We start from the raw sequence: 24,901 nt of genomic DNA on the forward strand, positions 1-24,901 counted from the left end.
GCGGCACCGACGCTGCCGGACAGGGGGCCTCAGAAGCCGGGGGGCTCCGTGTACGTGCCCCACTCGTCGCGCAGCGCGTCGCAGATCTCGCCCAGCGTGGCCTCCGCGCGTACGGCGTCGAGCATCGGCCCGATCATGTTCGACCCGTCCCGCGCAGCCTCCAGCATGGCCGTGAGCGCGCCGCGCACCCGGGCGTCGTCGCGCCGGTCGCGCCGCTCGGCCAGGATGCGCACCTGTTCGCGCTCGACCTCGTGGCTGACCCGCAGGATCTCCAGGTCACCGGTGACCGAACCCTCGTGCACGTTGACGCCGACGACCTTCTTGTCGCCCTTCTCCAGCGCCTGCTGGTAGCGGAAGGCGGACTCCGCGATCTCGCCGGTGAACCAGCCGTCCTCGATGCCGCGCAGGATGCCGGAGGTCATCGGCCCGATCGGGTGCTGTCCGTCGGGGTGGGCCCGGCGTCCGCGCTCCTTGATCTGGTCGAAGACCTTCTCGGCGTCGGCCTCGATGCGGTCGGTGAGCTGCTCGACGTACCAGGAACCGCCGAGCGGGTCGGCGACGTTGGCGACGCCGGTCTCCTCCATCAGCACCTGCTGGGTGCGCAGCGCGATCTCCGCGGCCTGCTGGCTGGGGAGCGCGAGGGTCTCGTCCAGGGCGTTGGTGTGCAGCGAGTTGGTGCCGCCGAGGACCGCGGACAGCGCCTCCACGGCGGTGCGCACGACGTTGTTGTACGGCTGCTGGGCGGTGAGCGAGACGCCCGCGGTCTGGGTGTGGAAGCGCAGCCACTGCGCCTTGTCGCTCTTGGCGCCGTACACGTCGCGCATCCAGCGCGCCCAGATCCGCCGGGCGGCCCGGAACTTGGCGATCTCCTCGAAGAAGTCGAGGTGGGCGTCGAAGAAGAAGGAGAGCCCGGGCGCGAAGACATCCACGTCCAGGCCGCGGCTGAGCCCCAGCTCGACGTAGCCGAAACCGTCGGCGAGGGTGTACGCCAGCTCCTGCGCGGCGGTCGCCCCGGCCTCGCGGATGTGATAGCCGGAGACGGACAGCGGCTTGTACGCGGGGATGCCGGCGGCGCAGTGCTCCATCAGGTCGCCGATCAGCCGCAGGTGCGGCTCGGGCTGGAACAGCCACTCCTTCTGGGCGATGTACTCCTTGAAGATGTCCGTCTGGAGCGTGCCGTTGAGCACGGCGGGATCGACGCCCTGGCGCTCGGCGGCGACCAGGTACATGCAGAAGACCGGCACGGCGGGCCCGCTGATCGTCATGGAGGTCGTGACGTCGCCGAGCGGGATGTCCCGGAAGAGGACCTCCATGTCGGCGGCGGAGTCGATCGCCACCCCGCAGTGGCCGACCTCGCCGAGCGAGCGGGGGTCGTCGGAGTCCCGCCCCATCAGCGTGGGCATGTCGAACGCGACGGAGAGCCCGCCGCCGCCGGCGGCCAGGATCATCTTGTAGCGCTCGTTCGTCTGCTCGGCGTTGCCGAAGCCGGCGAACTGGCGGATCGTCCAGGTCCGACCGCGGTAGCCGGTCGGGTGCAGGCCGCGGGTGAAGGGGTACTCACCCGGCCAGCCGATGCGCTCGAACCCCTCGTACGCATCGCCGGGACGCGGCCCGTAGACCGGCTCCACGGGATCCCCGGAGAGCGTGCTGAAGTCCGCGTCCCGCTTGCGGGCCTTGTCGTATCGGGCCTGCCAGCGGAGGCGGCCCTCTTCAATGGCGTGGGCGTCCATGAAGCCAATTTACTAGGACGTCCAACTATCTGTCGATGCGGATGCGCTGCGAGTGTGCTGCGCTTGCGTGCGGACATGGGGCGAGCTTGCCCCGGAGCGACCCTGGGACGTACGCACCGCCCCCCGCGGGAGCGTAGGTCTGTGCGGCCCGGCGGTGGGCTTGTCGCGCAGTTCCGCCCCCCACCGGACCGCAGGCGTGAGGATCGTGCAACCAGCCACGGCGCGGGGGCGCAGTTCCGCCCCCGAAACGCCGGCCTTCGACCGGCCTACGCCTTCGCGGGCTCGGGCGTGCCGCCGGTGATGAGTGCTTGCGCCTCACGGGTGATCTTGGGCTCGACGAAGAAGGAGGCCACCGGGATGCAGCCCGCCGCCAGCACCCACAGCAGCTTGCCGAAGGGCCACTTCGCCTTGGAACCCAGGTCGAAGGCGAAGATCACGTAGATGATGAAGAGGACGCCGTGGATCTGCGAGATCACCATGGTGTCGCCCGTGCTGAAGCCGTACTTCAGCACGATGGCCCCGGTGAACACCAGCAGCCAGACGGCGGTGATGTAGGCCATCACGCGATAGCGGGTCAGCACGGTTTGTTTCATGCGCCGAGCCTAACGGGGCTCGGATATCACCCCGCGCCCGGGGTGTCCAGCCCGCGGGTCGCCCGACCCTTGCCGGGCCCGCCGCTCACGCCTCGTCGAAGTCCCGCGCGGCCACCCGCAGCGGTCGCAGCATCGCGAAGATCTCCCCGCACTCCTCCGCGTCGTACGCCCCGAGTCCGAAGTCCATCGCCATCAGGTCCCGGGTGGCCGCCTCCACCACCTCGCGGCCCTTCTCGGTGATGGAGGCGAGGGTGCCGCGGCCGTCGTTCGGGTTGGGCCGCTTGTCGACGAGGCCGGACCTGACCAGCCGGTCCACGGTGTTCGTCACGGACGTGGGGTGGACCATCAGCCGCTCGCCGATCTTCGACATCGGCAGTTCGCCCGCCTTGGAGAAGGTCAGCAGCACCAGCGCCTCGTACCGGGCGAAGGTCAGCCCGTACGGCTTGACGACGGCGTCGACCTCGGCGAGCAGGATCTGGTGGGCCCGCATGATCGAGGTGATCGCGGCCATCGAGGGCACGGGCCCCCAGCGCTGGCGCCACAGCTCGTCGGCTCGGGCGATCGGATCGAAGGAGAGGCTGAGCGGCTTGGACACGCGCCCGACCCTACCCAGTCACCCTCCGGCGCTCAGTCCCGTCTCGCCCTTCGGTCCGCCCCGAGACGGAGAAGACCCCGCCGAGCGGTGTGCTCGGCGGGGTCGCCGACCGGCGGTCGGGGGGTGCCGGTCGGAAGTCGCGGGTGCGGCGCGGATGCACCGCGGGCGGCCAGGGCTACGCGGGGTTCACCGTGCCCTCGCGGCGCGCACGCGAGGCGATGACCTCGTCCTCGGCGGCCCGCTTCAGCTTGCGCTCCGCCACGAAGCCGCCGAACGGCAGCACCGAGAGCACGAAGTACAGCGCCGCGGTCTTCAGGTCCCACTTGGTGCGGTTCCACGCGTCCAGCCAGAACAGGACGTAGATGATGAAGAGGACGCCGTGGATCATGCCGAGCGCGGGCACCGCGTTGAAGTCCGTGGTGCGCTTCAGCACCGACGCGACCATCAACAGGATGAAGGAGACGGCCTCCGGCGCCGAGACGAGGCGGAGACGGTGGAGGGACGAGGCGGTCTTGATGTCCACGGCGGATGCACCTTCGGTGGGAGACGATCTTGTGAACGCGCTCACAAGCGCGGGCCCATTCTGCCAGCCTCCTTTGCCAAGCCTTTGTCCGGGGTGGGCACAACGGCGCCGTGATCCTCCTTGAGTGCCTGTTCGTACCGGGTTGCGCCGGATACGGTCGCTCCGTGGCAACGTTTCGACTCCAGGGGAGCAAGGTGCTCGCGGTCGACATGACCGGCGACGCCGTCAAGGCGAAGAACGGGTCGATGGTCGCGTACGACGGCCAGATGGCCTTCAAGAAGCTCACCGGCGGCGGCGAGGGCATCCGCGGCATGGTGACCCGTCGGCTCACCGGCGAACAGATGACGCTGATGGAGGTCAAGGGCCAGGGCACCTGCTTCTTCGCCGACCGCGCGTCGGAGATCAACCTCGTCGCGCTGCACGGCGACAAGCTGTACGTCGAGTCCAGCAACCTGCTGGCGACGGACGGCGGGCTGCGCACCGGCACCACCTTCACCGGCCTGCGCGGCGGGGCGAGCGGCAACGGCCTGTTCACCACCACCGTCGAGGGCAGCGGACAGGTCGCGATCACCTCGGACGGCCCGGCCGTGGTGCTGCGCGTGACCCCGCAGTACCCCCTCTCCGTCGACCCCGGCGCGTACGTGGCCCACCAGGGCTCGCTGCGCCAGAACTTCCAGTCCGGGGTGACCTTCCGCACCTTCCTGGGCGAGGGCGGCGGCGAGGCGTTCCAGATCCGCTTCGAGGGCGACGGGCTGGTGTACGTGCAGCCGAGCGAGCGCAACACGATCGGGGGCGACGTCTAGATGTCCTTCCGGGAGATCAACTCCAGGCTGATCGAGGTGACGGTCGTCCCCGGTCAGCGGCTGTTCAGCCAGCGCGGAGCGATGATCGCGTACCGCGGCGACGTCAGCTTCACCCCGAACACGGCCGGCGGCCGGGGCGGCGTCGCCTCGATGATCGGCCGCCGGGTCGCCGGCGAGGCCACCCCGCTGATGACGGTGGAGGGCAGCGGCACGGTGATGTTCGGGCACGGCGGCCACCACGTCCAGGTCGTCCGCCTCACCGGCGACACGCTGTACGTGGAGGCGGACCGGCTGCTCGCCTTCGAGGGGACCCTGGAGCAGGGCACGATGTTCATGGGCTCGCAGGGCGGGGTCATGGGCATGGTGCGCGGCCAGGTCAGCGGCCAGGGCCTGTTCACCACCACGCTGCGCGGCCACGGCGCGGTGGCGGTGATGGCGCACGGCGGCGTGGTGGAACTGCCGATCGTCCCCGGGCGCCCGGTGCACGTGGACCCGCAGGCGTACGTGGCGCACCACGGCGACGTGCGGAACAAGCTGTCCACCGCGCTCGGCTGGCGCGACATGGTGGGGCGCGGCTCGGGCGAGGCGTTCCAGTTGGAGCTCAGCGGCAGTGGTGCGGTGTTCGTCCAGGCGTCGGAGGAGAAGCTGTGACCGGTCCGGGCGGCCCCGTGGCCCTAGACCCGATGACGTTGCCGAGCGACGACAACGTCAACCCGTACACCTTCTGTGTGGAGCTGAAGGGGAGCCAGTGGTTCCTCCAGAAGGGCAAGATGATCGCCTATTACGGGCAGATCGAGTTCAACGGCATCGGGCACGGTCGACTCGACCGGCTGCTGCGCACCTCGTTCCACTCCCCGCTGCACGCGGGCGACTGGGTGGTGGCGGAGGGCAGCGGCAAGATGCTGCTCGCGGACCGGGCGTTCGACGTGAACTCCTTCGACCTGGACGACGGCAATCTGACGATCCGCGCGGGGAACCTGCTGGCGTACCAGCCGTCGCTGGCGCTGAAGCAGTCGATCGTGCCGGGCTTCCTGACGTTGATCGGGACGGGGAAGTTCGTCGCCGCGTCGAACGGCCCGGTGGTCTTCATGGAGCCCCCGATCCGGGTGGATCCGCAGGCGCTGGTGGGGTGGGCGGACTGCCCCTCGCCCTGTCACCACTACGACCACGGGTACATGACGGGGGTGATGGGCGGGGTGCGTGCAATGACGGGCATCGGCGGGGCCTCCGGCGAGGAGCACCAGTTCGACTTCGTGGGCGCCGGGACGGTGCTGTTGCAGTCCTCCGAGGCGCTGATGCCCGAAGTGGCGACGGGGGAGCCTCCGGCGCAGGCGGGGGTGGTGTCCGGGCACGGCGGGGGGCAGGGGCAGCACGGCTCCGCACCGCGCCTGCCGGGTCAACTGGGTGACCTCCAGCGCCGCTTCGGGCTGTGAACGGGGCCCTGCGGAGCGTGACTCCGTAGCCGACCCCCCCTCGCGCGCTGCGTACACTGCGCATTCACACGTCGGGCGTGCCGCGCCTCCGCGCGCTCCGCAGGCCCCGTGGACCGAACCCTCCGGATCCTCCGGACCGACGATTTCCGACCCGATTTCCCGACCCAAAAATAGTCCGTCTTTCAACTTCTTTAGGTAGAATCCACATATGGAGACCGAGACGGCCACCCGCTGGCTCACCGATGACGAGCAGATCACCTGGCGTGCACACCTGGACGTCAACAGGTTGTTGATGCACCAGCTCGAAAGGGACCTCCAGCCGTTCGGCCTGACCCTCAACGACTACGAGATCCTGGTCAACCTCTCGGAGTCCGACGACCTGCGGATGCGGATGAGCGACCTGGCCGCGGCGACGCTCCAGTCCAAGAGCCGCCTCTCCCACCAGATCACCCGCATGGAGAACGCGGGCCTGGTGCGCCGGGAGAACTGCGAGTCGGACCGCCGCGGCCTGTTCGCGGTGCTCACCGAGCACGGCATGGCGACCATGCGCCGGGTGGCGCCCCACCACGTCGCCTCCGTGCGCCGGCACTTCATCGACCTGATGTCCCCCGAGGCCCTCGCGGACCTGCGGGATTCACTGCTCCCCGTGGTGGACCACCTGCGCGGGCAGCGCGGCAAGCTCTGACGCTCCGCCGTCGCCTCACGGCGCGGGCAGCCGCAGCACGAACTGCGCGCCGCCCGCCCGGGACCGCCCCACCGTGAGCGTCCCGCCGTGCCGCCGGGCGACGTCCCGCGCGATGGCGAGGCCGAGACCCGCGCCTCCCTCGTCGCGCGAGCGGGCGTCGTCGAGCCGTACGAACCGCTCGAAGATCCGCTCCCGCTCGGCGTCCGGCACGCCCGCCCCGTCGTCCCCGACGGACAGCACCGCAGAGCCGCCCTCGCGCCGCACGGAGACCTCGACCGACGCGGCGGCGTGCCGCTGGGCGTTGTCGAGGAGGTTGCCGAGGACCCGGGCGAGCTGTCCGTGCGAGCCGGCGACCTCGACGCCGTCCGCCACGTCCACGGCCGTCGTCACCCGGTCCCCGGCGCGCTGCGACACCTCCTCGCGCACCAGCGCCGACAGGTCCAGCCGGGTCCGCCCCGGCCGCTCCCCCGCGTCCAGCCGGGCCAGCAACAGCAGGTCCGCGGCGAGCTGTTGGAGCCGTACGGTGTCCGCCACCGCGCCCGGCACGTCCAGCAGCTCCGGATGCGCCTCCCCGACCTCCAGTTGGGTACGCAGCGAGGCGATCGGGCTGCGCAACTCGTGCGAGGCGTCCGCGACGAACCGCCGCTGCCGCTCCACGGACGCCTCCAGCGCCGCCAGCGTCTCGTTCGTGGTGTGCGCGAGCCGGGCCACCTCGTCCCGGGTGGCGGGCTCCGGCACCCGTCGCGACAGGTCCTCCGAAGCGGTGATCGCGGCCATCTCGGCGCGGATGTCCTCCACCGGCTTCAGCGCGCGCCGGGTCACCAGCCAGGTCACCGAGGCGACGACGACGAGCAGCGGCGGCAGGCCGATGAGCATCGCCTCGCGCACCGAGCCCACGGCGTCCTGCTCCACGGACAGCGGTGCGCCCGCGTAGACCGTGACGGTGCGACCGTCGCCCGTGGTCGCCTCCACGGCGGCGAAGACGTAACCGGCGGACTCCCCGTCCACGGTCGCCCCGCCCTTGACGAAGCGCGGCTCCTTGCCGGAGACCTCGCTCCGCTCGGGGTCGTCTTCGTCCTGGTCGTCTCGGTCGCCGTCGGCGTCGCCCTCGTCCTCACCCGTCGGCAGCGGCTGCGGCTTCACGCCCGCCGTCCCGGTGCCGGAGATCCGCTCCAGCTCGTCGCTGACCGCGACCACCCGGCCGTCCTCGTCGACGACCTGCACGGGCCGGTCGTCCGTGGACGGGATCGTGAGCGGTCCGCGCTCCGTGTCGCCCTCCCGCGCGACCTGCGCGGCGACCTCCCGGGCGGTGACCTCGGCCTGGAGTTCCGCCTGGTCGGAGAGGTACGCCCGCAGCACCATCAGCACCGCGGTGCCCGCGACGACCAGGGCGACGGCGACGACCGCGGTGGCGCCGAGCGCGGCCTTGGCCCGTACGGACCTCATCGCCCCGCCCCGGCGTCCGGGCCCGCGCCGGGCGGCGCCACCAGGCGGTAGCCCGCGCCCCGCACGGTCTGGATGCGCGGGGCGCCCACCTTGCGGCGCAGCGCGCTGATGTACACCTCGATGATGTTCGGGTCGCCGTCGTACGCGAAGTCCCACACGTGCTCCAGGATCTGCGCCTTGCTGACGACCTCCCCGGCGCGCACCGCGAGCTGCTCCAGGACCGCGAACTCCTTGGCGGTCAGCGAGACCTCGCTCTCGCCGCGGAACACCCGACGGGCCGCGGTCTCCACCCGCAGGTCGCCGACGAGCAGCACCGGCGACGCGCCGCCGCGACCGCGACGGCGCAGCAGCGCCTTGACCCGGGCGACGAGGACGACGTACGAGAACGGCTTGGTCAGGTAGTCGTCCGCGCCGGTGTCCAGGCCCTCGGCCTCGTCGTACTCGCCGTCCTTGGCGGTCAGCATCAGGATCGGCACCTCGTTGCCGGCGGCGCGCAGGGCGGCGCAGACGCGGTAGCCGTTCATGCCGGGCAGCATGATGTCGAGGACCACCAGGTCGTACGCGCCCTCGGCGGCCCGGTGCAGCCCCTCCAGGCCGTCGTGGACCACGTCCACGGCGTACCCCTCGGCGGTCAGGCCCCTGGCGAGGGAGAGGGCCAGCCGCTTCTCGTCCTCCACGATCAGCAAACGCATGGACCAAGGGTCCCAAACCGAAGCTGAAGATCCCTTCAGGTGGCTTCAGGCTGCGTTCAGGGTCCCTCCGCCAGATTGGTGGTCGTCCAGTCAACGACGCACCACCTCGATGGGGAGGACCCCTCCATGAAGCGCAAGATCGTGATCGCCACGGCCGTGGCCGCGGCACTTTTGACCGGTGGCGCCTACACGGCGGTGGCCGCGACCGACGACCCCGCGACGGCGAAGGTCCCCGCGAAGGTCAGCGTCGAGGAAGCGACGAAGGCGGCCTTGGCGGAGGTCCCGGGCACCGTGGAGTCCGTGGACCGCGATGACGACGACGACAAGGGCGCGGACGGGGGCGACTGGGAGGTCGAGATCCGCGGCGAGGACGGCAAGGAGAGCGAGGTGCGGGTGGACGCGGAGTCGGGGAAGGTGAGCGTCACGGAGCGCGATGACCGCGACGACGACGGCGGCGACGACGACCGGGACGACGACCGGGACGACGACCGCGACGACGCGCCCAAGGGCGTCAAGGTGACGGCCCAGCAGGCCGCGGACGCCGCGGTCGCCCTCCAGCCGGGCACGGTCACCGACGTCGACTTCGACGACGACGCCTGGGAGGTCGAGGTGCGCGGCAAGGACGGCAAGGAGCACGACGTCAAGGTCAACGCGACCACGGCGAAGGCGACGCCGGACCGCGACGACGACTGACCTGCGGCTGCGGGGCGGGGGGACGTGCGCGCCGGGGCACCGCGGGTGCGTTCGTCTCTGCGGACCGGTGGGTGGTTGCTCGCGCAGTTCCCCGCGCCCCCAAACCGTCGGTCGTCTGCGGGCCGTGAATGGTTGCTCGCCCCTGCGTCCACCACGGACAGCCTGTGGTCGAAGGGCGAGCGGAGGAAAGCAGGGGCGCGGGGAACTGCGCGACCAGCCCCCGCCGGGTTGTAGCGACCAACGTGCCCGCAGCGATGTGGCGAGGCCGTCAGGGCGCGAGCAACCGCAGACGGGACGCAGTCGGGTGGCGACGGGTCACACCGCCCCGCCGGCGCCGTGGGCTACGTGCTCGTGACGCCCGCCACCAGTTCGTCCGCCGCGCCGTACGGGTCCAGCTCGCCCGCGACGATGCGCGCCGCCAGCGCGTCCAGGCGGCGGTCGCCGTGGAGGTCCGCCAGGTCCGCGATGCGGCTCCGCAGCGCGGTGACCGCGATCGTCTCGACCTCGCCCGCCGCCCTCCGCAGGCGGCGCTCCGCCAGCACCCCCCGCTCCTCCATCCACGCCCGGTGCTTCTCCAGCGCCTCGACGACCTCGTCCACGCCCTCCGCCCGAGCGGCGACCGTCTTCACGATGGGGGGCCGCCAGTCCCCGGGGCCGCGCGCCTCCCCGAGGCCCAGCATGTGGTTCAGCTCCCGCGCCGTCGCGTCCGCGCCGTCGCGGTCCGCCTTGTTCACCACGTACACGTCGCCGATCTCCAAGATGCCCGCCTTCGCGGCCTGGATGCCGTCGCCCATGCCGGGGGCGAGCAGCACCACGGAGGTGTCGGCCTGTGCGGCGATCTCGACCTCGGACTGGCCGACGCCGACGGTTTCGACGAGGACCACGTCGCAGCCGGCGGCGTCGAGGACGCGCACCGCCTGCGGTGCGGCCCAGGCCAGGCCGCCGAGGTGGCCGCGGGTGGCCATCGAGCGGATGTAGACGCCGTCGTCGGACGCGTGTTCCGACATCCGTACGCGGTCGCCGAGGAGCGCCCCGCCGGAGAAGGGCGACGAGGGGTCGACGGCGAGCACGCCGACCCGCTTGCCCGTTCTGCGGTACGCGGTGACCAGCGCCGACGTGGTGGTGGACTTGCCGACGCCGGGCGAGCCCGTCAGCCCCACCACGTACGCCCCGCCGGTCAGCGGCGCCAACGCGGCCATCACCTCGCGCAGTTGCGGCGACGCCCCCTCCACCAGCGAGATCAGTCGGGCCACGGCACGCGGCCGGCCCTCCCTCGCCCGGGCGACCAGCTCCGCGACGTCCACCATGGCTCAGCTCCTCGGCTCGGTATGCGTGCGCATGCGTACGGAATGCCGCTCGCGACCTACTTCGCGGGGACGCGGACGATCAGCGCGTCGCCCTGGCCCCCGCCGCCGCAGAGCGCCGCCGCGCCCACGCCGCCGCCACGGCGCCGCAGCTCCAGTGCGAGGTGCAGCACGATCCGGGCGCCGGACATGCCGATGGGGTGGCCCAGCGCGATGGCCCCGCCGTTGACGTTCACCCTTTCCGGGGAGACCCCCAGGTCCTTCATTGACTGCACGGCGACCGCGGCGAACGCCTCGTTGATCTCGATGAGGTCGAGGTCCTCGACGCCGATGCCCTCCTTGCCCACGGCGTGCAGGATCGCGTTGGACGGCTGGGACTGGAGGGAGTTGTCCGGGCCGGCGACGTTGCCGTGGGCGCCGATCTCGGCGATCCACTCCAGGCCCAGCTCCTCCGCCTTGGCGCGGCTCATCACGACCACCGCGGCGGCGCCGTCGGAGATCTGCGAGGAGGTGCCGGCGGTGATGGTGCCGTCCGCGGCGAACGCGGGCCGCAGCCGGCCCAGGCCCTCCACGGTGGTCTCCGGGCGGATGCCCTCGTCCTGGGCGAAGACGACGGGCTCGCCCTTGCGCTGCGGGATCTCGACGGGGGTGATCTCGGCGTCGAAGAGGCCGTTCTTCCGCGCCGCGGCGGCCCGCTGGTGGGACGCGGCGGCGAAGGCGTCCTGCGCCGGGCGCTCGATGCCGAGCCGGGTGTTGTGCTTCTCGGTGGACTCGCCCATCGCGATGCCCTCGAAGGCGTCGGTGAGGCCGTCGTGCGCCATGGCGTCCAGCATCTCCACGGCGCCGTACTTGAAGCCCTCGCGGGACTTGGGCAGCAGGTGCGGCGCGTTCGTCATGGACTCCTGGCCGCCGGCGACCACGATGTCGAACTCGCCGGCCCTGATCAGCTGGTCCGCCAGTGCGATCGCGTCGAGGCCGGAGAGGCAGACCTTGTTGATGGTGAGCGCGGGCACGCTCATCGGGATGCCCGCCTTGACGGCGGCCTGGCGCGCCGGGATCTGCCCCGTGCCGGCCTGGAGCACCTGGCCCATGATCACGTACTGCACCTGGTCGGGGCCGATGCCGGCCCGGTCCAGGGCCGCCTTGATCGCGAAGGAACCGAGGTCCGCGCCGGAGAAGGACCGCAGCGAGCCGAGGAGCCGGCCCATGGGCGTCCGGGCGCCCGAGACGATCACCGTGGTGGTGTCGGTGTTTCCTGCCATGTGAGCGATCCCCTTAGAAAGCCTGAGAAAGCCTGCGAGCTCTGACGCCGAGGAGTGAACGATGGTTCACCTCAATGTACTGAGCGGTACGGCCCGGGGTCACCGTGCGCCCGGTGTGATGGCGCGCACCTTGCGTAACCGGCGCGGTGCCGTTCCACTGGTCCCATGTTGACGCGTATCGACCACATCGGGATCGCCTGCTTCGACCTCGACGAGACCGTCGAGTTCTACCGTGCCACGTACGGCTTCGAGGTCTTCCACACGGAGGTCAACGAGGAACAGGGCGTGCGCGAGGCCATGCTCAAGATCAACGAGACTTCCGACGGCGGGGCCTCCTACCTCCAGCTCCTGGAGCCGATCCGCGAGGACTCCCCCGTGGGGAAGTGGCTGGCCAAGAACGGTGAGGGGGTCCACCACATCGCCTTCGGCACGGCCGACGTCGACGGCGACGCGGAGGCGATCCGGCAGAAGGGGATCCGGGTCCTGGACGAGAAGCCGCGCCGGGGCTCGATGGACTCCCGGATCACCTTCCTGCACCCCAAGGACTGCCACGGCGTGCTGACCGAACTCGTCACCTCTGCAACGGAGCACTGACCTCCGGTTACCCGGCCCGGTAGAGTGGGCGATTCCGGGCCGGGGCCGGGTCGGGGCCGCGACGCGTCCTCTCATATTGTTCTGTCACCATTCCCCGGGGGGCCGTCCGCGAGCGGACGGCGCTTGTGCGGGATCAGTTGCGACCAGGGGACGGATGGGACCGCGTAGTGCGGGGCTACGAACGCCAGGAGAGTCACCGGGCTGAGGACGACCACCTCTCGCGGTTCGAAGCCGAGATGAAGCGGCTGAAGACCGACCGGGAGAAGGCCGTCCAGCACGCCGAGGACCTCGGCTACCAGGTCGAGGTGTTGCGCGCCAAGCTCCACGAGGCGCGCCGCGCACTAGCGTCCCGCCCCGCCTACGACGGCCAGGACCTCGGCTATCAGGCCGAGCAGATGCTGCGGAACGCGCAGGTCCAGGTCGACCAGATGCGTTCGGACGCCGAACGCGAGCTGCGCGAGGTCCGCGCCCAGGCGCAGCGGCTGCTCCAGGAGCACGCCGAGCAGCAGGCCCGCCTCCAGGCGGAGCTGCACACCGAGGCCAACCAGCGCCGCCAGCGGCTCGACCAGGAGCTGGCCGAGCGCCGCCGCACCGTCGAAGCGCACGTCAACGAGAACGTCGCCTGGGCCGAGCAGCTGCGGGCCCGTACCGAATCGCAGGCCCGACGGCTGCTCGACGAGTCCCGCGCGGAGGCCGAGCAGGCGCTGGGCCAGGCCCGCGCCGACTCGAAGCGGCTGCTGGACGAGACCCGTGCGCGGGTCGGCTCGGAGACGGACGCCGCCCGCAGCGAGGCGGAGGCCGTGCTGCACCGGGCCCGCCGGGACGCCGAGCGGATGCTGAACGCGGCGTCGGCCCAGGCCCAGGAGGCCACCGCCCACGCCGAGCAGCTGCGCTCGACCACGACCGCCGAGTCCGACCAGGCCCGCCAGCAGGCCAGCGAGCTGAGCCGGAGCGCCGAGCAGCGGCTCCAGGAGGCCGATGACCGGCTGCGGGAGGCCCGCGCCGAGGCCGAGTCGCTGGTCGCCGAGGCGAAGGAGGCCGCGGGCCGACAGGTCGCGAGCGCCGAGTCCCTGGCCGAGCAGCGCAACCGCACCGCCAAGGCCGAGATCGCCCGGCTGGTCGCCGAGGCCACCACCGAGGCCGAGGCGGTGAAGGCGGAGGCCGAGCAGGTGCTCACCGACGCCCGCTCGCAGTCGGAGAAGCAGCTTGCGGAGGCCGGGGAGAAGGCCCGCCAGATCGCGGCCGAGGATTCGGCCGCGGCGATCGCCAAGGCCGCCAGGGACGCGGAGGAGGTCCTGAACAAGGCGTCCGAGGACGCCCAGGAGACCACCCGCAAGGCCGGCGAGGAGGCCGAGCGGCTGCGCCGCGAGGCGGAGGCGGAGGCCGACCGGCTGCGCGAGGAGGCCGCCGAGCAGGCCGACCAGCTCAAGGGCGCCGCGAAGGACGACACCAAGGAGTACCGCGCCCGGACCGTCGAGCTCCAGGAGGAGGCGCGGCGGCTGCGCGGCGAGGCGGAGCAGCTGCGCTCCGAGGCGGTCTCGGAGGGCGAGCGGATCCGCGCGGAGGCCCGTCGCGAGGCGGTGCAGCAGATCGAGGAGGCGGCGTCCACCGTCGAGGAGCTGCTGACCAAGGCGCGTACGGACGCGGACGAGCTGCGGTCGGGCGCGAGCAGCGACAGCGAGCGGATCCGTACGGAGGCCATCGAGCGGGCGACGACGCTGCGCCGGCAGGCCGAGGAGACCCTGGAGCGCACCCGCACGGAGGCCGAGCGGCTGCGCGTGGAGGCCGAGGAGCAGGCGGACTCGATGCGGGCCGCCGCCGAGTCGGCCGCGGACGCCCTGCGCGAGGAGACCCAGCAGACGCTGGCGACCCGTCAGGAGGAGGCCGCGGAAGAGCTGGCCCGGCTCCAGTCGGAGGCCGAGGCGCGGGTGGAGTCCGCGGAGCAGGGCCTTCAGGAGGCGCGCTCCGAGGGCGAGCGGATCCGACGGGAGGCGTCGGAGGAGGCCGACCGGCTGCGCACGGAGACCGCCGAGCGCGTCCGTACGCTCCAGGAGCAGGCCGGGCAGGAGGCCGACCGGCTGCGCACGGAGGCCGCCGCGGACGCGTCGACGGCCCGCGCGGAGGCGGAGAACGTCGCGGTGCGGCTGCGCGGCGACGCCGCGGCCGAGGCCGAGCAGCTGAAGAACGAGGCGCAGGACACCGCGGACCGGCTGCGGGCCGAAGCAGCGTCGGCGGCCGACCGGCTCGGCGCCCAGGCGCAGGAGGCGCTGGCGGCTGCGCAGGAGGAGGCCGTACGGCGCAGGCGCGAGGCCGAGGACATCCTGAAGGCGGCGCGGGACGACGCCGACCAGGAGCGCGACCGGGCGCGCGAGCAGAGCGAGGAACTGCTCGGCTCCGCGCGCAAGCGGGTCGAGGAGGCCCAGGCCGAAGCGCAGCGGCTGGCCGAGGACGCCGACCGGCGCGCCACGGAGGCGATCGCCGCGGCCGAGCAGACCGCGAAGCAGGTGCGGGACTCGGTGTCGGGGCTGCACGAGCAGGCGGAGCAGGAGATCGCGGGCCTGCGCTCCGCCGCGGAGCACGCGGCCGACCGCACCCGTACGGAGGCTCAGGAAGAGGCGGACCGGGTGCGCGCGGACGCGCACGCGGCACTGGAGCGCGCGACGGACGACGCGACGCAGCTGCGGGCCCGCGCCCAGGAGGAGACGGAAGCGGCGACCGCGCTCGCCGAACGGACCGTCACCGACGCGATCGCCGAGTCGGAGCGGCTGCGGGCGGACTCCGCGGAGTACGCCCAGCGGATGCGTACGGAGGCGTCCGACGCGGTGGCCTCCGCCGAGCAGGACGCCGCCAGGACCCGGGCGGAGGCCCGGGACGACGCCAACCGGATCCGTTCGGAGGCGGCGGGCCAGGCGGACCGGCTGGTCTCGGAGGCGACGGCCGAGAACGAGCGCATCAGGGCCGAGGCGCAGGAAGTCCTCGACGAGGCGCGGCAGTCCGCGGACAAGCGGCGCGCGGACGCGGCGTCCCAGGCCGACCAGTTGGTCTCCGAGGCGCGCGGGGACGCGGAGCGACTGCGGGCGGAGGCCGCGGAGGCCGTGGCCGCGGCGCAGCAGGTCGCGGAGCGGTTGCGGGCCGAGGCTCAGCAGGTCAAGACGGAGGCCGAGCGGGCGGCGGAGCGGGTGCGGGGCGAGGCGCGTACGGCGGCCGACCGCATCGTGGACGAGGCGCGGGACGCGGCGGCCAAGCGGCGCCGGGACGCGGCCCAGCAGGCCGACCACCTGGTCAGCAAGGCCCAGGAGGAGGCGCTGCGGGCGGCTTTGGAGGCGGAGAAGCAGGCCGACACGATGGTGGGTGCGGCCCGCAAGGAGGCGGAGCGGTTGGTCTCCGAGGCGACTGTGGAGGGCAACTCCCTGGTGGAGCGGGCCCGTGCGGACGCCGACGAGCTGCTGGTGGGCGCACGTCGGGACTCCACCGCGATAAGGGAGCGGGCGGACGAGCTGCGGGTGCGCGTCGAGGGCGAGGTCGAGGAGCTGCACGAGCGGGCCCGCCGGGAGACCGCGGAGCAGATGAAGGTGGCCGGCGAACGGGTGGACCAGCTGGTGAAGGCGGCCACCGAGCAGCGCAACGAGTCGGCCGAGAAGGCCAAGGAGCTGCTGTCGGAGGCTTCGTCGGAGGCGGGCCGGGTGCGCATCGCCGCGGTGAAGAAGGCCGAGGGCCTGCTCAAGGAGGCCGAGCAGAAGAAGGCCGAGCTGACCCGCGAGGGCGAGCAGATCAAGGCCGAAGCGGAGGTCGAGGCGCGCAGACTCGTCGGCGACGGCAAGCGGGAGTTGGACGTGCTCACCCGTCGGCGTCAGGACATCCAGGCGGAGATCTCCCGGGTCCAGGACGTGTTGGAGGCCCTGGAGTCGTTCGAGGGTCCGCCCTCGGGCGGCAAGTCGTCGGGCGGCTCCTCAGGCAGCGTCAAAGCGGGCGCCTCAGCGGGAGTTACCCGCTCAGGCGGCAAGTCCTCGGGTGGCTGAGAGCCTGCCGGGTGACCTTCGATCGGATAGCGGACGCGCCCCGGCACGCCCGAACAGAGGTCACCCGACGGGCTCCGGGGGCTGTTCCACGGCGCAAGTCGAGGGCTCAGCCACTCAAAAGGCTGCACATTCTCCAGATCAAACCCGTATCCGCTCGATGACACACCGCTTCGGCCCCTAGGATTCCCCCTATCACCTCACCGGTCTCATTCGACAGGAACCCCATGAGCGACACTTCCTCCCCCTTCGGCTTCGAGCTCGTGCGGCGTGGTTACGACCGCGGTCAGGTGGATGACCGCATTACCAAGCTCGTCGCCGATCGTGACAGTGCTCTGACCCGAATCACCTCTCTGGAAAAGCGGATTGAGGAGCTGCACCTCGAAACGCAGAACGCCCAGGCGCAGGTCACCGACGCCGAGCCGTCGTACGCCGGCCTCGGTGCTCGGGTCGAGAAGATCCTCCGCCTCGCCGAGGAGGAGGCGAAGGACCTGCGCGAGGAGGCGCGTCGCGCCGCCGAGCAGCACCGCGAGCTGGCCGAGTCCGCCGCGCAGCAGGTGCGCAGCGACGCCGAGCAGTTCGCCGCCGACCGCAAGCAGAAGGCCGAGGACGAGGGCGTCCGCATCGTCGAGAAGGCGAAGGGCGACGCGAGCCAGCTGCGGGCCGACGCGCAGAAGGACGCGCAGTCCAAGCGCGAGGAGGCCGACGCGCTCTTCGAGGAGACGCGCGCCAAGGCGGCCCAGGCCGCGGCCGACTTCGAGACGAACCTGGCCAAGCGCCGCGAGCAGTCCGAGCGCGACCTGGCGTCGCGTCAGGCCAAGGCGGAGAAGCGGCTGGCGGAGATCGAGCACCGGGCGGAGCAGCTGCGCCTGGAGGCGGAGAAGCTGCGGACGGACGCGGAGCGCCGGGCCCGTCAGACGGTGGAGACCGCGCAGCGCCAGGCCGAGGACATCGTGGCCGACGCCAATGCCAAGGCCGACCGGATCCGCAGCGAATCGGAGCGCGAGCTGGCGGCGCTCACCAACCGCCGCGACTCGATCAACGCGCAGCTCACCAACGTCCGTGAGATGCTGGCGACGCTGACCGGTGCCGCGGTGGCCGCGGCGGGCGCGCCCGCCGACGACGAGCCGATCTCCCGCGGCGTCCCGGCCCAGCAGTCCCGCTGAGCCGGAGCCGCAGTCGACCTCTCGTCAGGTCACAGCTCCAAACCAACCGTCGGGCCCCCCGTCGCTCAAGTGGCGGGGGGCTCGTCGCGCCCGTTAGCGTGGGCGCCATGATCGAGCTAGAGGGTCTCACCAAGCGCTTCGGTACGAAGCTCGCCGTCGACAACCTCTCGTTCCAGGTCCGACCGGGGATGATCACCGGTTTTCTGGGCCCGAACGGTGCGGGCAAGTCGACGACGATGCGAATGATGCTCGATCTCGACAACCCGACGTCGGGTTCGGTGCGGATCGACGGGAAGCACTACCGCGAGCTCCAGGAGCCGCTGAAGTACATCGGCGCGCTCTTGGACGCCAAGGCGATGCACGGCGGGCGCAGCGCGTACAACAACCTGCTGTGTCTGGCCCAGTCCAATCGGATCCCCCAGTCGCGGGTCTCCGAAGTGCTGGACGTCGTGGGTCTGACGCCGGTGGCGCGCAAGAAATCGAAAGGATTTTCCCTCGGTATGGGTCAGCGCCTCGGCATTGCCTCGGCGCTGCTCGGAGATCCGCAGGTGTTGCTCTTCGACGAGCCGGTGAACGGCCTCGACCCCGAAGGCATCCACTGGATCCGCAATCTGATGAAGCAGCTCGCCGCGGAAGGGCGCACGATCTTCGTCTCGTCGCACCTGATGAGCGAAATGGCCCTGACCGCCGAGCACTTGATCGTGATCGGTCAGGGAAAGCTGCTGGCGGACACCTCGATGGCGGAGTTCATCCGGCAGAACTCGCGCAGTTACGTACGACTGCGGACCCCGCAGCCGGAGCAGTTGCGCGACCTGATCCACGCAAAGGGCCTCACGGTGCTGGAGTCGGCCGGAGCCCTGGAGGTCGACGGCGCGACGACGGAGTCCCTGGGCGAACTCGCGGCCCAGCACCAGATCGTCCTGCACGAGCTGAGCGCACAGCAGGCTTCGCTGGAAGAAGCGTTCATGCAGATGACCGCGAGCGCGGTGGAGTACCACGCGCACGGCACCCCGACCCCGGGCGCCGCGCTCCAGCAGGGACAGCCCGGCCCCCCGTGGGGCGCCGGCTGGGGCCAGAGCAACGACCAGAACAAGGGAGCCTGACGCATGGCCTCGGTACCCGCCGTCCTCCAGTCCGAGTGGACCAAGGTCCGCACGGTGTCATCCACGATGTGGACCCTGGTAGCCGCCTTCGTGGCGACGGTCGTGATCGGCGCGGCGCTCAGCGCGGTCTTCAACGCGACCTTCAGCGACCTCTCCGACAGCGAGCGGCTGACCTTCGACCCGACGTTCGTCAGCTTCTCCGGCACCTCGCTCGGCCAGCTGGCGATGGTGGTCTTCGGCGTCCTGGTGATCGGTACGGAGTACAGCTCCGGCATGATCCGCACCTCCCTGGCCGCCGTCCCGCAGCGCGCCACCTTCCTCTTCGGGAAGATGGCGGTCGCCACCGCGCTGGCCCTGCTCGTCGGCATGGTCACCAGCTTCACCACCTTCTTCGTCGGCCAGGCCCTGCTCGGCGACCACGGCACCGACCTCGGCGCCGAGAACGTCCTGCGCGCGGTCACCGGCGCCGGCATCTACATGATGCTGATGGCCCTCTTCTCCATGGCCGTCGCCACGATGCTGCGCAGCACGGTGCTGGCGCTCGGCATCCTGATGCCGTTCTTCTTCCTCGTCTCCGGGATCCTCTCCGTGGTCCCCAAGGCGAAGGAGGTCGCGCGCTACTTCCCCGACCAGGCCGGCTCGCAGATCATGCGGGTGGTCCCGGACGCCCTGGGCAGCGACAAGGCGCCCTACGGCCCCTGGGAGGGCCTCGGCATCATGGGCCTGTGGGTGGTCGTGGCGATGGTCGGCGCGTACCTGGTGCTCAAGAAGCGGGACGCCTGAGAGCGCGAGCACCCGAGACCGGATGCCCGGAAGCCCCGAGGACGGAGCGTCACCCGACTGTGAGCCCAGTGTGACGCCGCGGTGGGAACCGTTCGCCGCCCGATAAGCTCATTGACTTACGGGGGGCGAACGGCAGCGTTGCCGGGCCCCGGACCAACCGGAAGTCAATGGGGCAGGAGCATGATCGAGGCAGTCGGCCTGACGAAGCGCTACGGCGCGCAAACGGCCGTGTACAACCTTTCGTTCCAGGTCAGGCCCGGGGCCGTGACCGGATTCCTGGGCCCCAACGGTGCCGGCAAGTCCACCACCATGCGCATGATCCTGGGGCTGGACAATCCCACGTCGGGCACGGTGACGGTCGGCGGCCGGGCCTTCCGGCACGCGCCGAACGCGCCCCGCGAGGTCGGCGCCCTGCTGGACGCCAAAGCGGTGCACGGCGGACGCAGCGCCCGCAACCACCTGCTGTCGCTCGCCCAGCTCTCCGGGATCCCGGCGCGGCGGGTCGACGAGGTGCTGGGCGTGGTGGGGCTCCAGGACGTGGCCAAGCGCCGCTCCAAGGGCTTCTCCCTCGGCATGGGGCAGCGCCTGGGCATCGCCGCGGCGCTGCTCGGCGACCCCCGGGTGCTGCTCTTCGACGAGCCGGTCAACGGTCTCGACCCCGAGGGCATCCTGTGGGTGCGCAACCTGATGAGGCAGCTCGCCGCCGAGGGCCGTACGGTCTTCGTCTCCTCGCACCTGATGAGCGAAATGGCCCTCACCGCCGACCACCTCATCGTGATCGGCCGGGGCCAGCTCCTCGCCGACATGAGCGTGCGGGACTTCATCTCGGCGAACTCCGCGGGCTTCGCCCGGGTGCGCACCCCCCTGGACGAGCCGGAGCTGCGGGAGAAGCTGTCCACCGCGCTCGCCGAGGCCGGCGGCCAGGTGATGCCGGAGACGGACGGCGCCCTGCGGGTGACCGGGCTGCCGCTGCCGCGCATCAGCGACCTCGCGCACGAGGCGGACGTACGGCTGTGGGAGCTGTCGCCGCACCAGGCGTCGCTGGAGGAGGCGTACATGCGGATGACCCAGGCCGCGGTCGACTTCCGCTCCACGAGCGACCAGAAGTCGGGGCTGATGGAGCAGCTGCCGTACGGGGCGCCGCCGCAGGCCGCGCCGGGGCCCCAGGGGCCGCAGCACGGCTGGTACGCACCGCCGGCGCCCGGGCAGAACCCGTACGCCGCCGCGCCGCCGCCGCCCGCGCCCGCGGGACCGCCGCCGGCCGCCCCGCCGGCTCCTGCGCCCCCGACCTCCCCCGACCCGTCCGAGGACGCCCGATGACCCCCCCTTACCAGCAGCCGGGCGCCCCCGTCCCCGAGTACGCCGCGCCGGCCGAGTACACCTCGCCGATCCCGATCCGCAAGGCCACCCTCGGGGACGCGCTGGCCTCCGAGTGGACCAAGATCCGTTCCGTGCGCTCCACGATGTGGACGCTGGGCGTGATGGTCGCCCTGCTCGTCGGCATCGCGCTCCTCATCGCCGTGGTGGTCAGCACCACCGACGACGGCTACGACCGGGACGAGGTGCTGACGCTCGGCTTCTTCGGCACCCTCCTCGGCAGCCTCTGCGTGATCACCCTCGGGGTGCTGACGATCGCGTCCGAGTACGGCACCGGGCTGATCCGGACCACCCTGACCGCCTGCCCGAACCGGGCGCGGGTGCTCACCGCCAAGGCGATCGTGTACTTCCTGCTCGTCTTCGGCGTCACCGTCGTCACGACGCTGCTCGTCGGCGCCATGCAGGTCGGGATGCTCGGCGGCGAGCCCGACGGCGAGCAGTGGTTCCGCGCGACCCTCGGCGTCAGCCTCTACCTCGGCATGCTCGGACTGCTCTCGCTGGCGGTAGGCGCCGTCATCCGCCACTCCGCGGGCGCCATCACGATCATGATCGGCGTCGTCCTGCTGCCGCTGGTCGTGGGGATGTTCATGATGGGCAGCTCCCTGGAGGACACCGGGGAGTTCCTGTTGCAGTACTCCATCCCCAGCCAGCTCGGGGTGTTGTACGACGACGCCCTCATCGAGTCCGGCCCGCAGGGCTGGGACCCGCTGTGGATCATGGCCGGTCTGACGGCGGGCGCGCTGGCCGGTGCGTACGCCTCCCTGTTCAGCCGGGACGTCTAGGTCCTTTCGGTCTCGAACGGGCCGGCGCGCGCCGTGCGTTCAGTACCGGGGGGCGTTCCTGGACCGCTGCACCCGTGAGGTGCGGCGGTCCTTCGCGTTCCAGCACGCCTTGTGCCAGTGCCGGCGGTCGTCCACCCCGCCGCGCTCGGGCCAGGCGACCACGTGCGGCACGCCGGAGGGGATCTCCTGGTCGCAGCCGGGGCAGCGGTACGTCTTGCCCGCGGTGCTCGCACCGGCGACGTGCCGGACCGACCACTCCTCGCCCTGCCAGGTCTCGGCGCGGCCGAAGCCGCCGTACCGGTCGCCGGCGTCGCCGGAGCGGTCGGTGGGGTTGTCGCCGCCCTTGGGGCGGTTGCGGCGGGGGGACACGCGGCACCTCGCGGGGCAAGTGGGGACGTTTCCTGTCGAGTCCAGCCTACGGGCCGGAGGCTGCGGCACACGTACACGGGAGGGTGATCCCGGGCCACCCCTTGGGTCCAGTTACCGGACAATCGCAAGAACTTCGCCGTGGCCCGTGCCTTTGGCACGTGTCAGACGTTAATGCGGGCAGGGGGAGTGACGCGTCGGTCGCGAGGAGGCAGAAGGCGATGCGCCTGGGTACGTTCGTCCTGGCCGCTCAATTCCCGGGCCAGGGACAGGGGGAGGCGCTGCACCGGGCGGTGCGCTCCGCCGAGGTCGCGGAGGAGTCCGGGCTGGACGCCGTCTGGCTGGCCGAGCACCACTTCGTGCCGTACGGGGTCTGCCCGTCGGCGGTGACGCTCGCCGCGCTGCTGCTGGGCCGCACCAGCCGCATCCGGGTGGGCACCGCGGTGACCGTGCTGCCCAGCGCCCATCCGGTGGCGCTCGGCGAGCAGACCGCGCTGCTGCACCTCACCAGCGGCGGCCGGTTCTCGCTCGGGGTAGGCCGCGGCGGGCCCTGGGTCGACCTGGAGGTGTTCGGCGGCGGCATCGAGGCGTACGAGCGCGGGTTCCCGGAGTCGTTGGACCTGTTGATGCGGTGGCTGCGCGAGCCCTCGGTGGCTGCGAGCGGCGATCGGTACCGGTTCCGCGAAGTGACCGTGGTGCCCCGCCCCGACGAGTCGGTGGCGGACGACCGGGCCGACGGACAGGGCCCCGAGGTGATCGTGGCCTGCACCTCGCCGACGAGCGTCCGCCTCGCCGCCGAGCACGGACTCCCGATGCTCCTCGGCATGCACTGCGGCGACGAGGAGAAGGCGGAGATGGTCGCCCTGTGGCGGCGGCACGCCCTGGAGGCCGGCCACTGCCCCGACGCCGTCGCCGAGGCCGGGCACGTCTCCGCCGGCGTGGCCCAGATCGCCGACCGGGCCAACGAGGCGCGCGAGACCCTGGTGAAGGCCATGCCCGGCTGGCTGAAGCAGGGCCTGGACGCACACGTCACGGTCGACGGCAGCCATCGCGTGATGCGCGACCCCGTGGGCTATACGGAACTGCTCTGCTCGATCCACCCCGTCGGGCCGCCCCGGCTCGTCGCGGACCGCCTCGCGGCGACCGCGGAGCGCACCGGCATCCGCCGCTTCGCGCTGCTGACCGAGGGCTCCGGGGACCTCGCGGGCACCGAGTCCAACATCCGCCGCCTCGGCGAGGAAGTGCTCCCCCTGCTGGTCTGACCCCTGGTGCGCTGCACACCGCAGGTGCGTCCCCGCTCCCCCGCCCGCCGTGCCGCCGAGACGGCGCGGCGGGCGGCACGGACGCACGGAGCCCCCCGCCGAGAGGACCCGCCCCTCGCGCGGGGGGCTCGTGGGAGAGCCCGCTCTCCGCGCGGTCGAACGCCCCCGCATCTCCCGCGATGCCAAGCCGCTCCGACGACCGCAAGAAGACCTCAGCAGTCGCGCAGTTCGGGCGACTGGTTCAACAACTGTGCCCGCGCGGAGGTGAAGCGGGCGAGCCGCTCGTCCACCGAGGGGTCCAACGGGAACACCGCGACGCGGTGACAGTTCTGGAATGCCAGACGCACGCCGAAGTGCCGCTCCAGCGCACCGCGGATCGCATCGCTGGCGAGTGCGCGCAGCAGTTGGCCGCGTGCCTGCTCGTCCGGCGGAGGCGTCTGGTTGTCGGCGAAGTCGCCGCCGTCGACCTTCAGCTGTGCCACCAGAGAACTGATCATCTCCCATGCGAAGGGCAGGGAGGTCCGGACGCAGTCGACGAAGGCGGCTTCGTCGACCTCGCCTCGCTCGGCCTGTTCCAACAGCGCCGGTGAGACGTCGAGCGACATGGGTTCTCCTCTCGCGGCCCCGGGGCGCGGGGCCTTGCGGGCAGGGCAGGAAACGCCGGAAACCACCGGAATGCCTCGACATGCGCATGACGCATGACGACGCAGAGTGCGCGACCGGCAACCTCCTGCATCCACGGTAAGTGCGCCGTCCCGCGCGCACCAGGAGATTGGGCAGACAACCGGCCAGAAACGAACACGGACAAGAGGGGCGACCCGAAGCGCCTCAGCCAGGCTCAGTACCCGGTGCGGACGGCCGAGCGCAGACGGAATCGCGCGCGACCCCGGGCGTCGAGTAGCGTTGCCGACCATGCGCCTTGTCATCGCTCGCTGCTCCGTGGACTACGTGGGCAGGCTCACCGCCCACCTTCCCTCCGCCCCCCGCCTGATCCTCGTGAAGGCCGACGGCAGCGTCTCCATCCATGCGGACGACCGGGCGTACAAACCGCTCAACTGGATGTCCCCGCCCTGCACACTCAAGGAGGGCGACGACAGTGTGTGGACGGTCATCAACAAAGCCGGCGAAAAATTGATCATCACCATGGAGGAAGTCCTGCACGACTCCTCCCACGAGCTGGGCGTCGACCCAGGTCTGATCAAGGACGGCGTGGAGGCGCACCTCCAGGAGCTGTTGGCCGACCGGATCGAGACACTCGGCGACGGCTACACCCTGGTCCGCCGTGAGTACCCCACCGCGATCGGGCCCGTGGACATCCTGTGCCGGGACTCCGACGGCGCCACGGTGGCGGTGGAGATCAAGCGCCGCGGCGAGATCGACGGCGTGGAGCAGCTGACGCGCTATCTGGAGCTGCTGAACCGCGATCCGCACCTTGCGCCCGTGCGGGGCGTCTTCGCCGCGCAGGAGATCAAGCCGCAGGCCCGGGTGCTGGCGACGGACCGCGGCATCGGATGCGTGGTGCTGGACTACAACGCGCTGCGCGGCGTCGAGGACGACAAGCTCAGGCTCTTCTGAGCGGGCTGCTGAAGGCGGTACGACGAAGCGGGCGGGGGGGGGGGGGGGCGGCCCCCCCCCCCCACACCCAAGCCCGTGAGGGCGGGGGGCCACGCGGCGGAGGGGGCGACAGCCCGGG

General features: G+C 71.8%; 24 protein-coding genes. 14 read left to right on the plus strand and 10 right to left on the minus strand.

Annotated features, from left to right (window positions below; genetic code table 11):
• Positions 1-29 precede the first annotated feature (29 nt).
• From AB0E05_RS30645 to AB0E05_RS30660, 4 genes are all read right to left on the minus strand, one after another.
• The gene (locus AB0E05_RS30645) at positions 30-1,730 is read right to left on the minus strand and encodes a methylmalonyl-CoA mutase family protein (protein WP_361969526.1); all 1,701 of its coding nucleotides are present in this window, start codon (positions 1,728-1,730) and stop codon (positions 30-32) included.
• A 266-nt stretch (positions 1,731-1,996) separates the two neighbouring features.
• A complete protein-coding gene (locus AB0E05_RS30650) occupies positions 1,997-2,323 on the minus strand; it encodes a DUF3817 domain-containing protein (RefSeq protein WP_361969529.1) in 327 nt (108 codons plus the stop codon).
• An 85-nt stretch (positions 2,324-2,408) separates the two neighbouring features.
• A complete protein-coding gene (locus AB0E05_RS30655) occupies positions 2,409-2,918 on the minus strand; it encodes a MarR family transcriptional regulator (RefSeq protein ID WP_361969532.1) in 510 nt (169 codons plus the stop codon).
• A gap of 175 nt (positions 2,919-3,093) precedes the next feature.
• Complete coding sequence (locus tag AB0E05_RS30660; RefSeq protein WP_361969535.1) at positions 3,094-3,441, minus strand: DUF3817 domain-containing protein; 348 nt, start codon at positions 3,439-3,441, stop codon at positions 3,094-3,096.
• Between the two features lie 164 nt (positions 3,442-3,605).
• Here AB0E05_RS30660 and AB0E05_RS30665 point away from each other — a divergent pair, with 164 nt between their 5' ends.
• From AB0E05_RS30665 to AB0E05_RS30680, 4 genes are all read left to right on the plus strand, one after another.
• Positions 3,606-4,244, plus strand: coding sequence for an AIM24 family protein (locus AB0E05_RS30665; protein WP_361969538.1), 639 nt, complete (start codon positions 3,606-3,608; stop codon positions 4,242-4,244).
• Positions 4,245-4,895 (plus strand): AIM24 family protein, encoded by a 651-nt coding sequence (locus AB0E05_RS30670; protein ID WP_361969541.1) that lies wholly within the window; start codon positions 4,245-4,247, stop codon positions 4,893-4,895. It begins immediately after the preceding gene.
• A gap of 32 nt (positions 4,896-4,927) precedes the next feature.
• Complete coding sequence (locus tag AB0E05_RS30675) at positions 4,928-5,677, plus strand: AIM24 family protein (protein ID WP_361969545.1); 750 nt, start codon at positions 4,928-4,930, stop codon at positions 5,675-5,677.
• 208 nt (positions 5,678-5,885) lie between these two features.
• Positions 5,886-6,362: a MarR family transcriptional regulator gene (locus AB0E05_RS30680; RefSeq protein WP_361969548.1), complete on the plus strand. Its 477-nt coding sequence runs from the start codon at positions 5,886-5,888 to the stop codon at positions 6,360-6,362.
• Positions 6,363-6,377: 15 nt separating this feature from the next.
• On the opposite strand, the gene AB0E05_RS30685 is transcribed toward AB0E05_RS30680, so the two are convergent.
• Positions 6,378-7,808: a HAMP domain-containing sensor histidine kinase gene (locus AB0E05_RS30685; RefSeq protein WP_361969551.1), complete on the minus strand. Its 1,431-nt coding sequence runs from the start codon at positions 7,806-7,808 to the stop codon at positions 6,378-6,380.
• Positions 7,805-8,500, minus strand: a complete 696-nt coding sequence (locus AB0E05_RS30690; RefSeq protein ID WP_361969554.1) for a response regulator transcription factor — start codon at positions 8,498-8,500, stop codon at positions 7,805-7,807. Before AB0E05_RS30690 ends, AB0E05_RS30685 begins: the two co-directional genes overlap by 4 nt.
• Positions 8,501-8,626: 126 nt before the next feature.
• Here AB0E05_RS30690 and AB0E05_RS30695 point away from each other — a divergent pair, with 126 nt between their 5' ends.
• Positions 8,627-9,193, plus strand: a complete 567-nt coding sequence (locus tag AB0E05_RS30695; RefSeq protein WP_361969557.1) for a PepSY domain-containing protein — start codon at positions 8,627-8,629, stop codon at positions 9,191-9,193.
• A gap of 341 nt (positions 9,194-9,534) precedes the next feature.
• Here the strand turns inward: AB0E05_RS30695 and meaB are convergent, their stop codons facing one another.
• The gene (gene meaB, locus AB0E05_RS30700; RefSeq protein WP_361969560.1) at positions 9,535-10,500 is read right to left on the minus strand and encodes a methylmalonyl Co-A mutase-associated GTPase MeaB; all 966 of its coding nucleotides are present in this window, start codon (positions 10,498-10,500) and stop codon (positions 9,535-9,537) included.
• A gap of 56 nt (positions 10,501-10,556) precedes the next feature.
• Positions 10,557-11,759 (minus strand): acetyl-CoA C-acetyltransferase, encoded by a 1,203-nt coding sequence (locus tag AB0E05_RS30705; protein ID WP_361969563.1) that lies wholly within the window; start codon positions 11,757-11,759, stop codon positions 10,557-10,559.
• Positions 11,760-11,924: 165 nt separating this feature from the next.
• On the opposite strand from AB0E05_RS30705, the gene mce reads away from it, so the two are divergent.
• The 7 genes from mce to AB0E05_RS30740 all read left to right on the plus strand — a co-directional run bounded on the left by mce (position 11,925) and on the right by AB0E05_RS30740 (position 21,580).
• Positions 11,925-12,353 carry a methylmalonyl-CoA epimerase gene (mce, locus tag AB0E05_RS30710; protein ID WP_361969566.1) on the plus strand — a complete coding sequence of 143 codons (429 nt, stop codon included), beginning with the start codon at positions 11,925-11,927 and terminating at the stop codon, positions 12,351-12,353.
• A gap of 167 nt (positions 12,354-12,520) precedes the next feature.
• Positions 12,521-16,372: a polarized growth protein Scy gene (gene scy, locus AB0E05_RS30715; protein WP_361969569.1), complete on the plus strand. Its 3,852-nt coding sequence runs from the start codon at positions 12,521-12,523 to the stop codon at positions 16,370-16,372.
• Positions 16,373-16,596: 224 nt separating this feature from the next.
• On the plus strand, positions 16,597-17,535 hold the full coding sequence (locus AB0E05_RS30720) for a cellulose-binding protein (protein ID WP_361969572.1): 939 nt from the start codon (positions 16,597-16,599) through the stop codon (positions 17,533-17,535).
• A 107-nt stretch (positions 17,536-17,642) separates the two neighbouring features.
• Complete coding sequence (locus AB0E05_RS30725) at positions 17,643-18,638, plus strand: ATP-binding cassette domain-containing protein (protein WP_361969575.1); 996 nt, start codon at positions 17,643-17,645, stop codon at positions 18,636-18,638.
• A gap of 3 nt (positions 18,639-18,641) precedes the next feature.
• The gene (locus tag AB0E05_RS30730) at positions 18,642-19,421 is read left to right on the plus strand and encodes an ABC transporter permease subunit (protein WP_361969577.1); all 780 of its coding nucleotides are present in this window, start codon (positions 18,642-18,644) and stop codon (positions 19,419-19,421) included.
• A gap of 180 nt (positions 19,422-19,601) precedes the next feature.
• Positions 19,602-20,741, plus strand: coding sequence for an ABC transporter ATP-binding protein (locus tag AB0E05_RS30735; RefSeq protein ID WP_361969580.1), 1,140 nt, complete (start codon positions 19,602-19,604; stop codon positions 20,739-20,741).
• Positions 20,738-21,580, plus strand: coding sequence for an ABC transporter permease subunit (locus AB0E05_RS30740; protein WP_361969582.1), 843 nt, complete (start codon positions 20,738-20,740; stop codon positions 21,578-21,580). Before AB0E05_RS30735 ends, AB0E05_RS30740 begins: the two co-directional genes overlap by 4 nt.
• A gap of 39 nt (positions 21,581-21,619) precedes the next feature.
• Here AB0E05_RS30740 and AB0E05_RS30745 read toward each other — a convergent pair whose 3' ends face one another.
• On the minus strand, positions 21,620-21,949 hold the full coding sequence (locus AB0E05_RS30745; RefSeq protein ID WP_361969585.1) for an ATP/GTP-binding protein: 330 nt from the start codon (positions 21,947-21,949) through the stop codon (positions 21,620-21,622).
• 218 nt (positions 21,950-22,167) lie between these two features.
• Here AB0E05_RS30745 and AB0E05_RS30750 point away from each other — a divergent pair, with 218 nt between their 5' ends.
• On the plus strand, positions 22,168-23,208 hold the full coding sequence (locus AB0E05_RS30750; protein WP_361969588.1) for an LLM class flavin-dependent oxidoreductase: 1,041 nt from the start codon (positions 22,168-22,170) through the stop codon (positions 23,206-23,208).
• A 212-nt stretch (positions 23,209-23,420) separates the two neighbouring features.
• Here the strand turns inward: AB0E05_RS30750 and AB0E05_RS30755 are convergent, their stop codons facing one another.
• Positions 23,421-23,813, minus strand: coding sequence for an SCO5389 family protein (locus AB0E05_RS30755; RefSeq protein ID WP_361969591.1), 393 nt, complete (start codon positions 23,811-23,813; stop codon positions 23,421-23,423).
• Between the two features lie 307 nt (positions 23,814-24,120).
• Between AB0E05_RS30755 and nucS the strand changes: the two genes are divergently transcribed.
• Entirely contained in the window at positions 24,121-24,783 is a 663-nt protein-coding gene (nucS, locus tag AB0E05_RS30760) for an endonuclease NucS (protein ID WP_361969594.1), read from the plus strand.
• The last annotated feature ends 118 nt before the right edge of the window (positions 24,784-24,901 follow it).

Origin of the sequence: Streptomyces sp. NPDC048057 (genome assembly GCF_040653095.1) — a bacterium.
Lineage (GTDB): Bacteria > Actinomycetota > Actinomycetes > Streptomycetales > Streptomycetaceae > Streptomyces.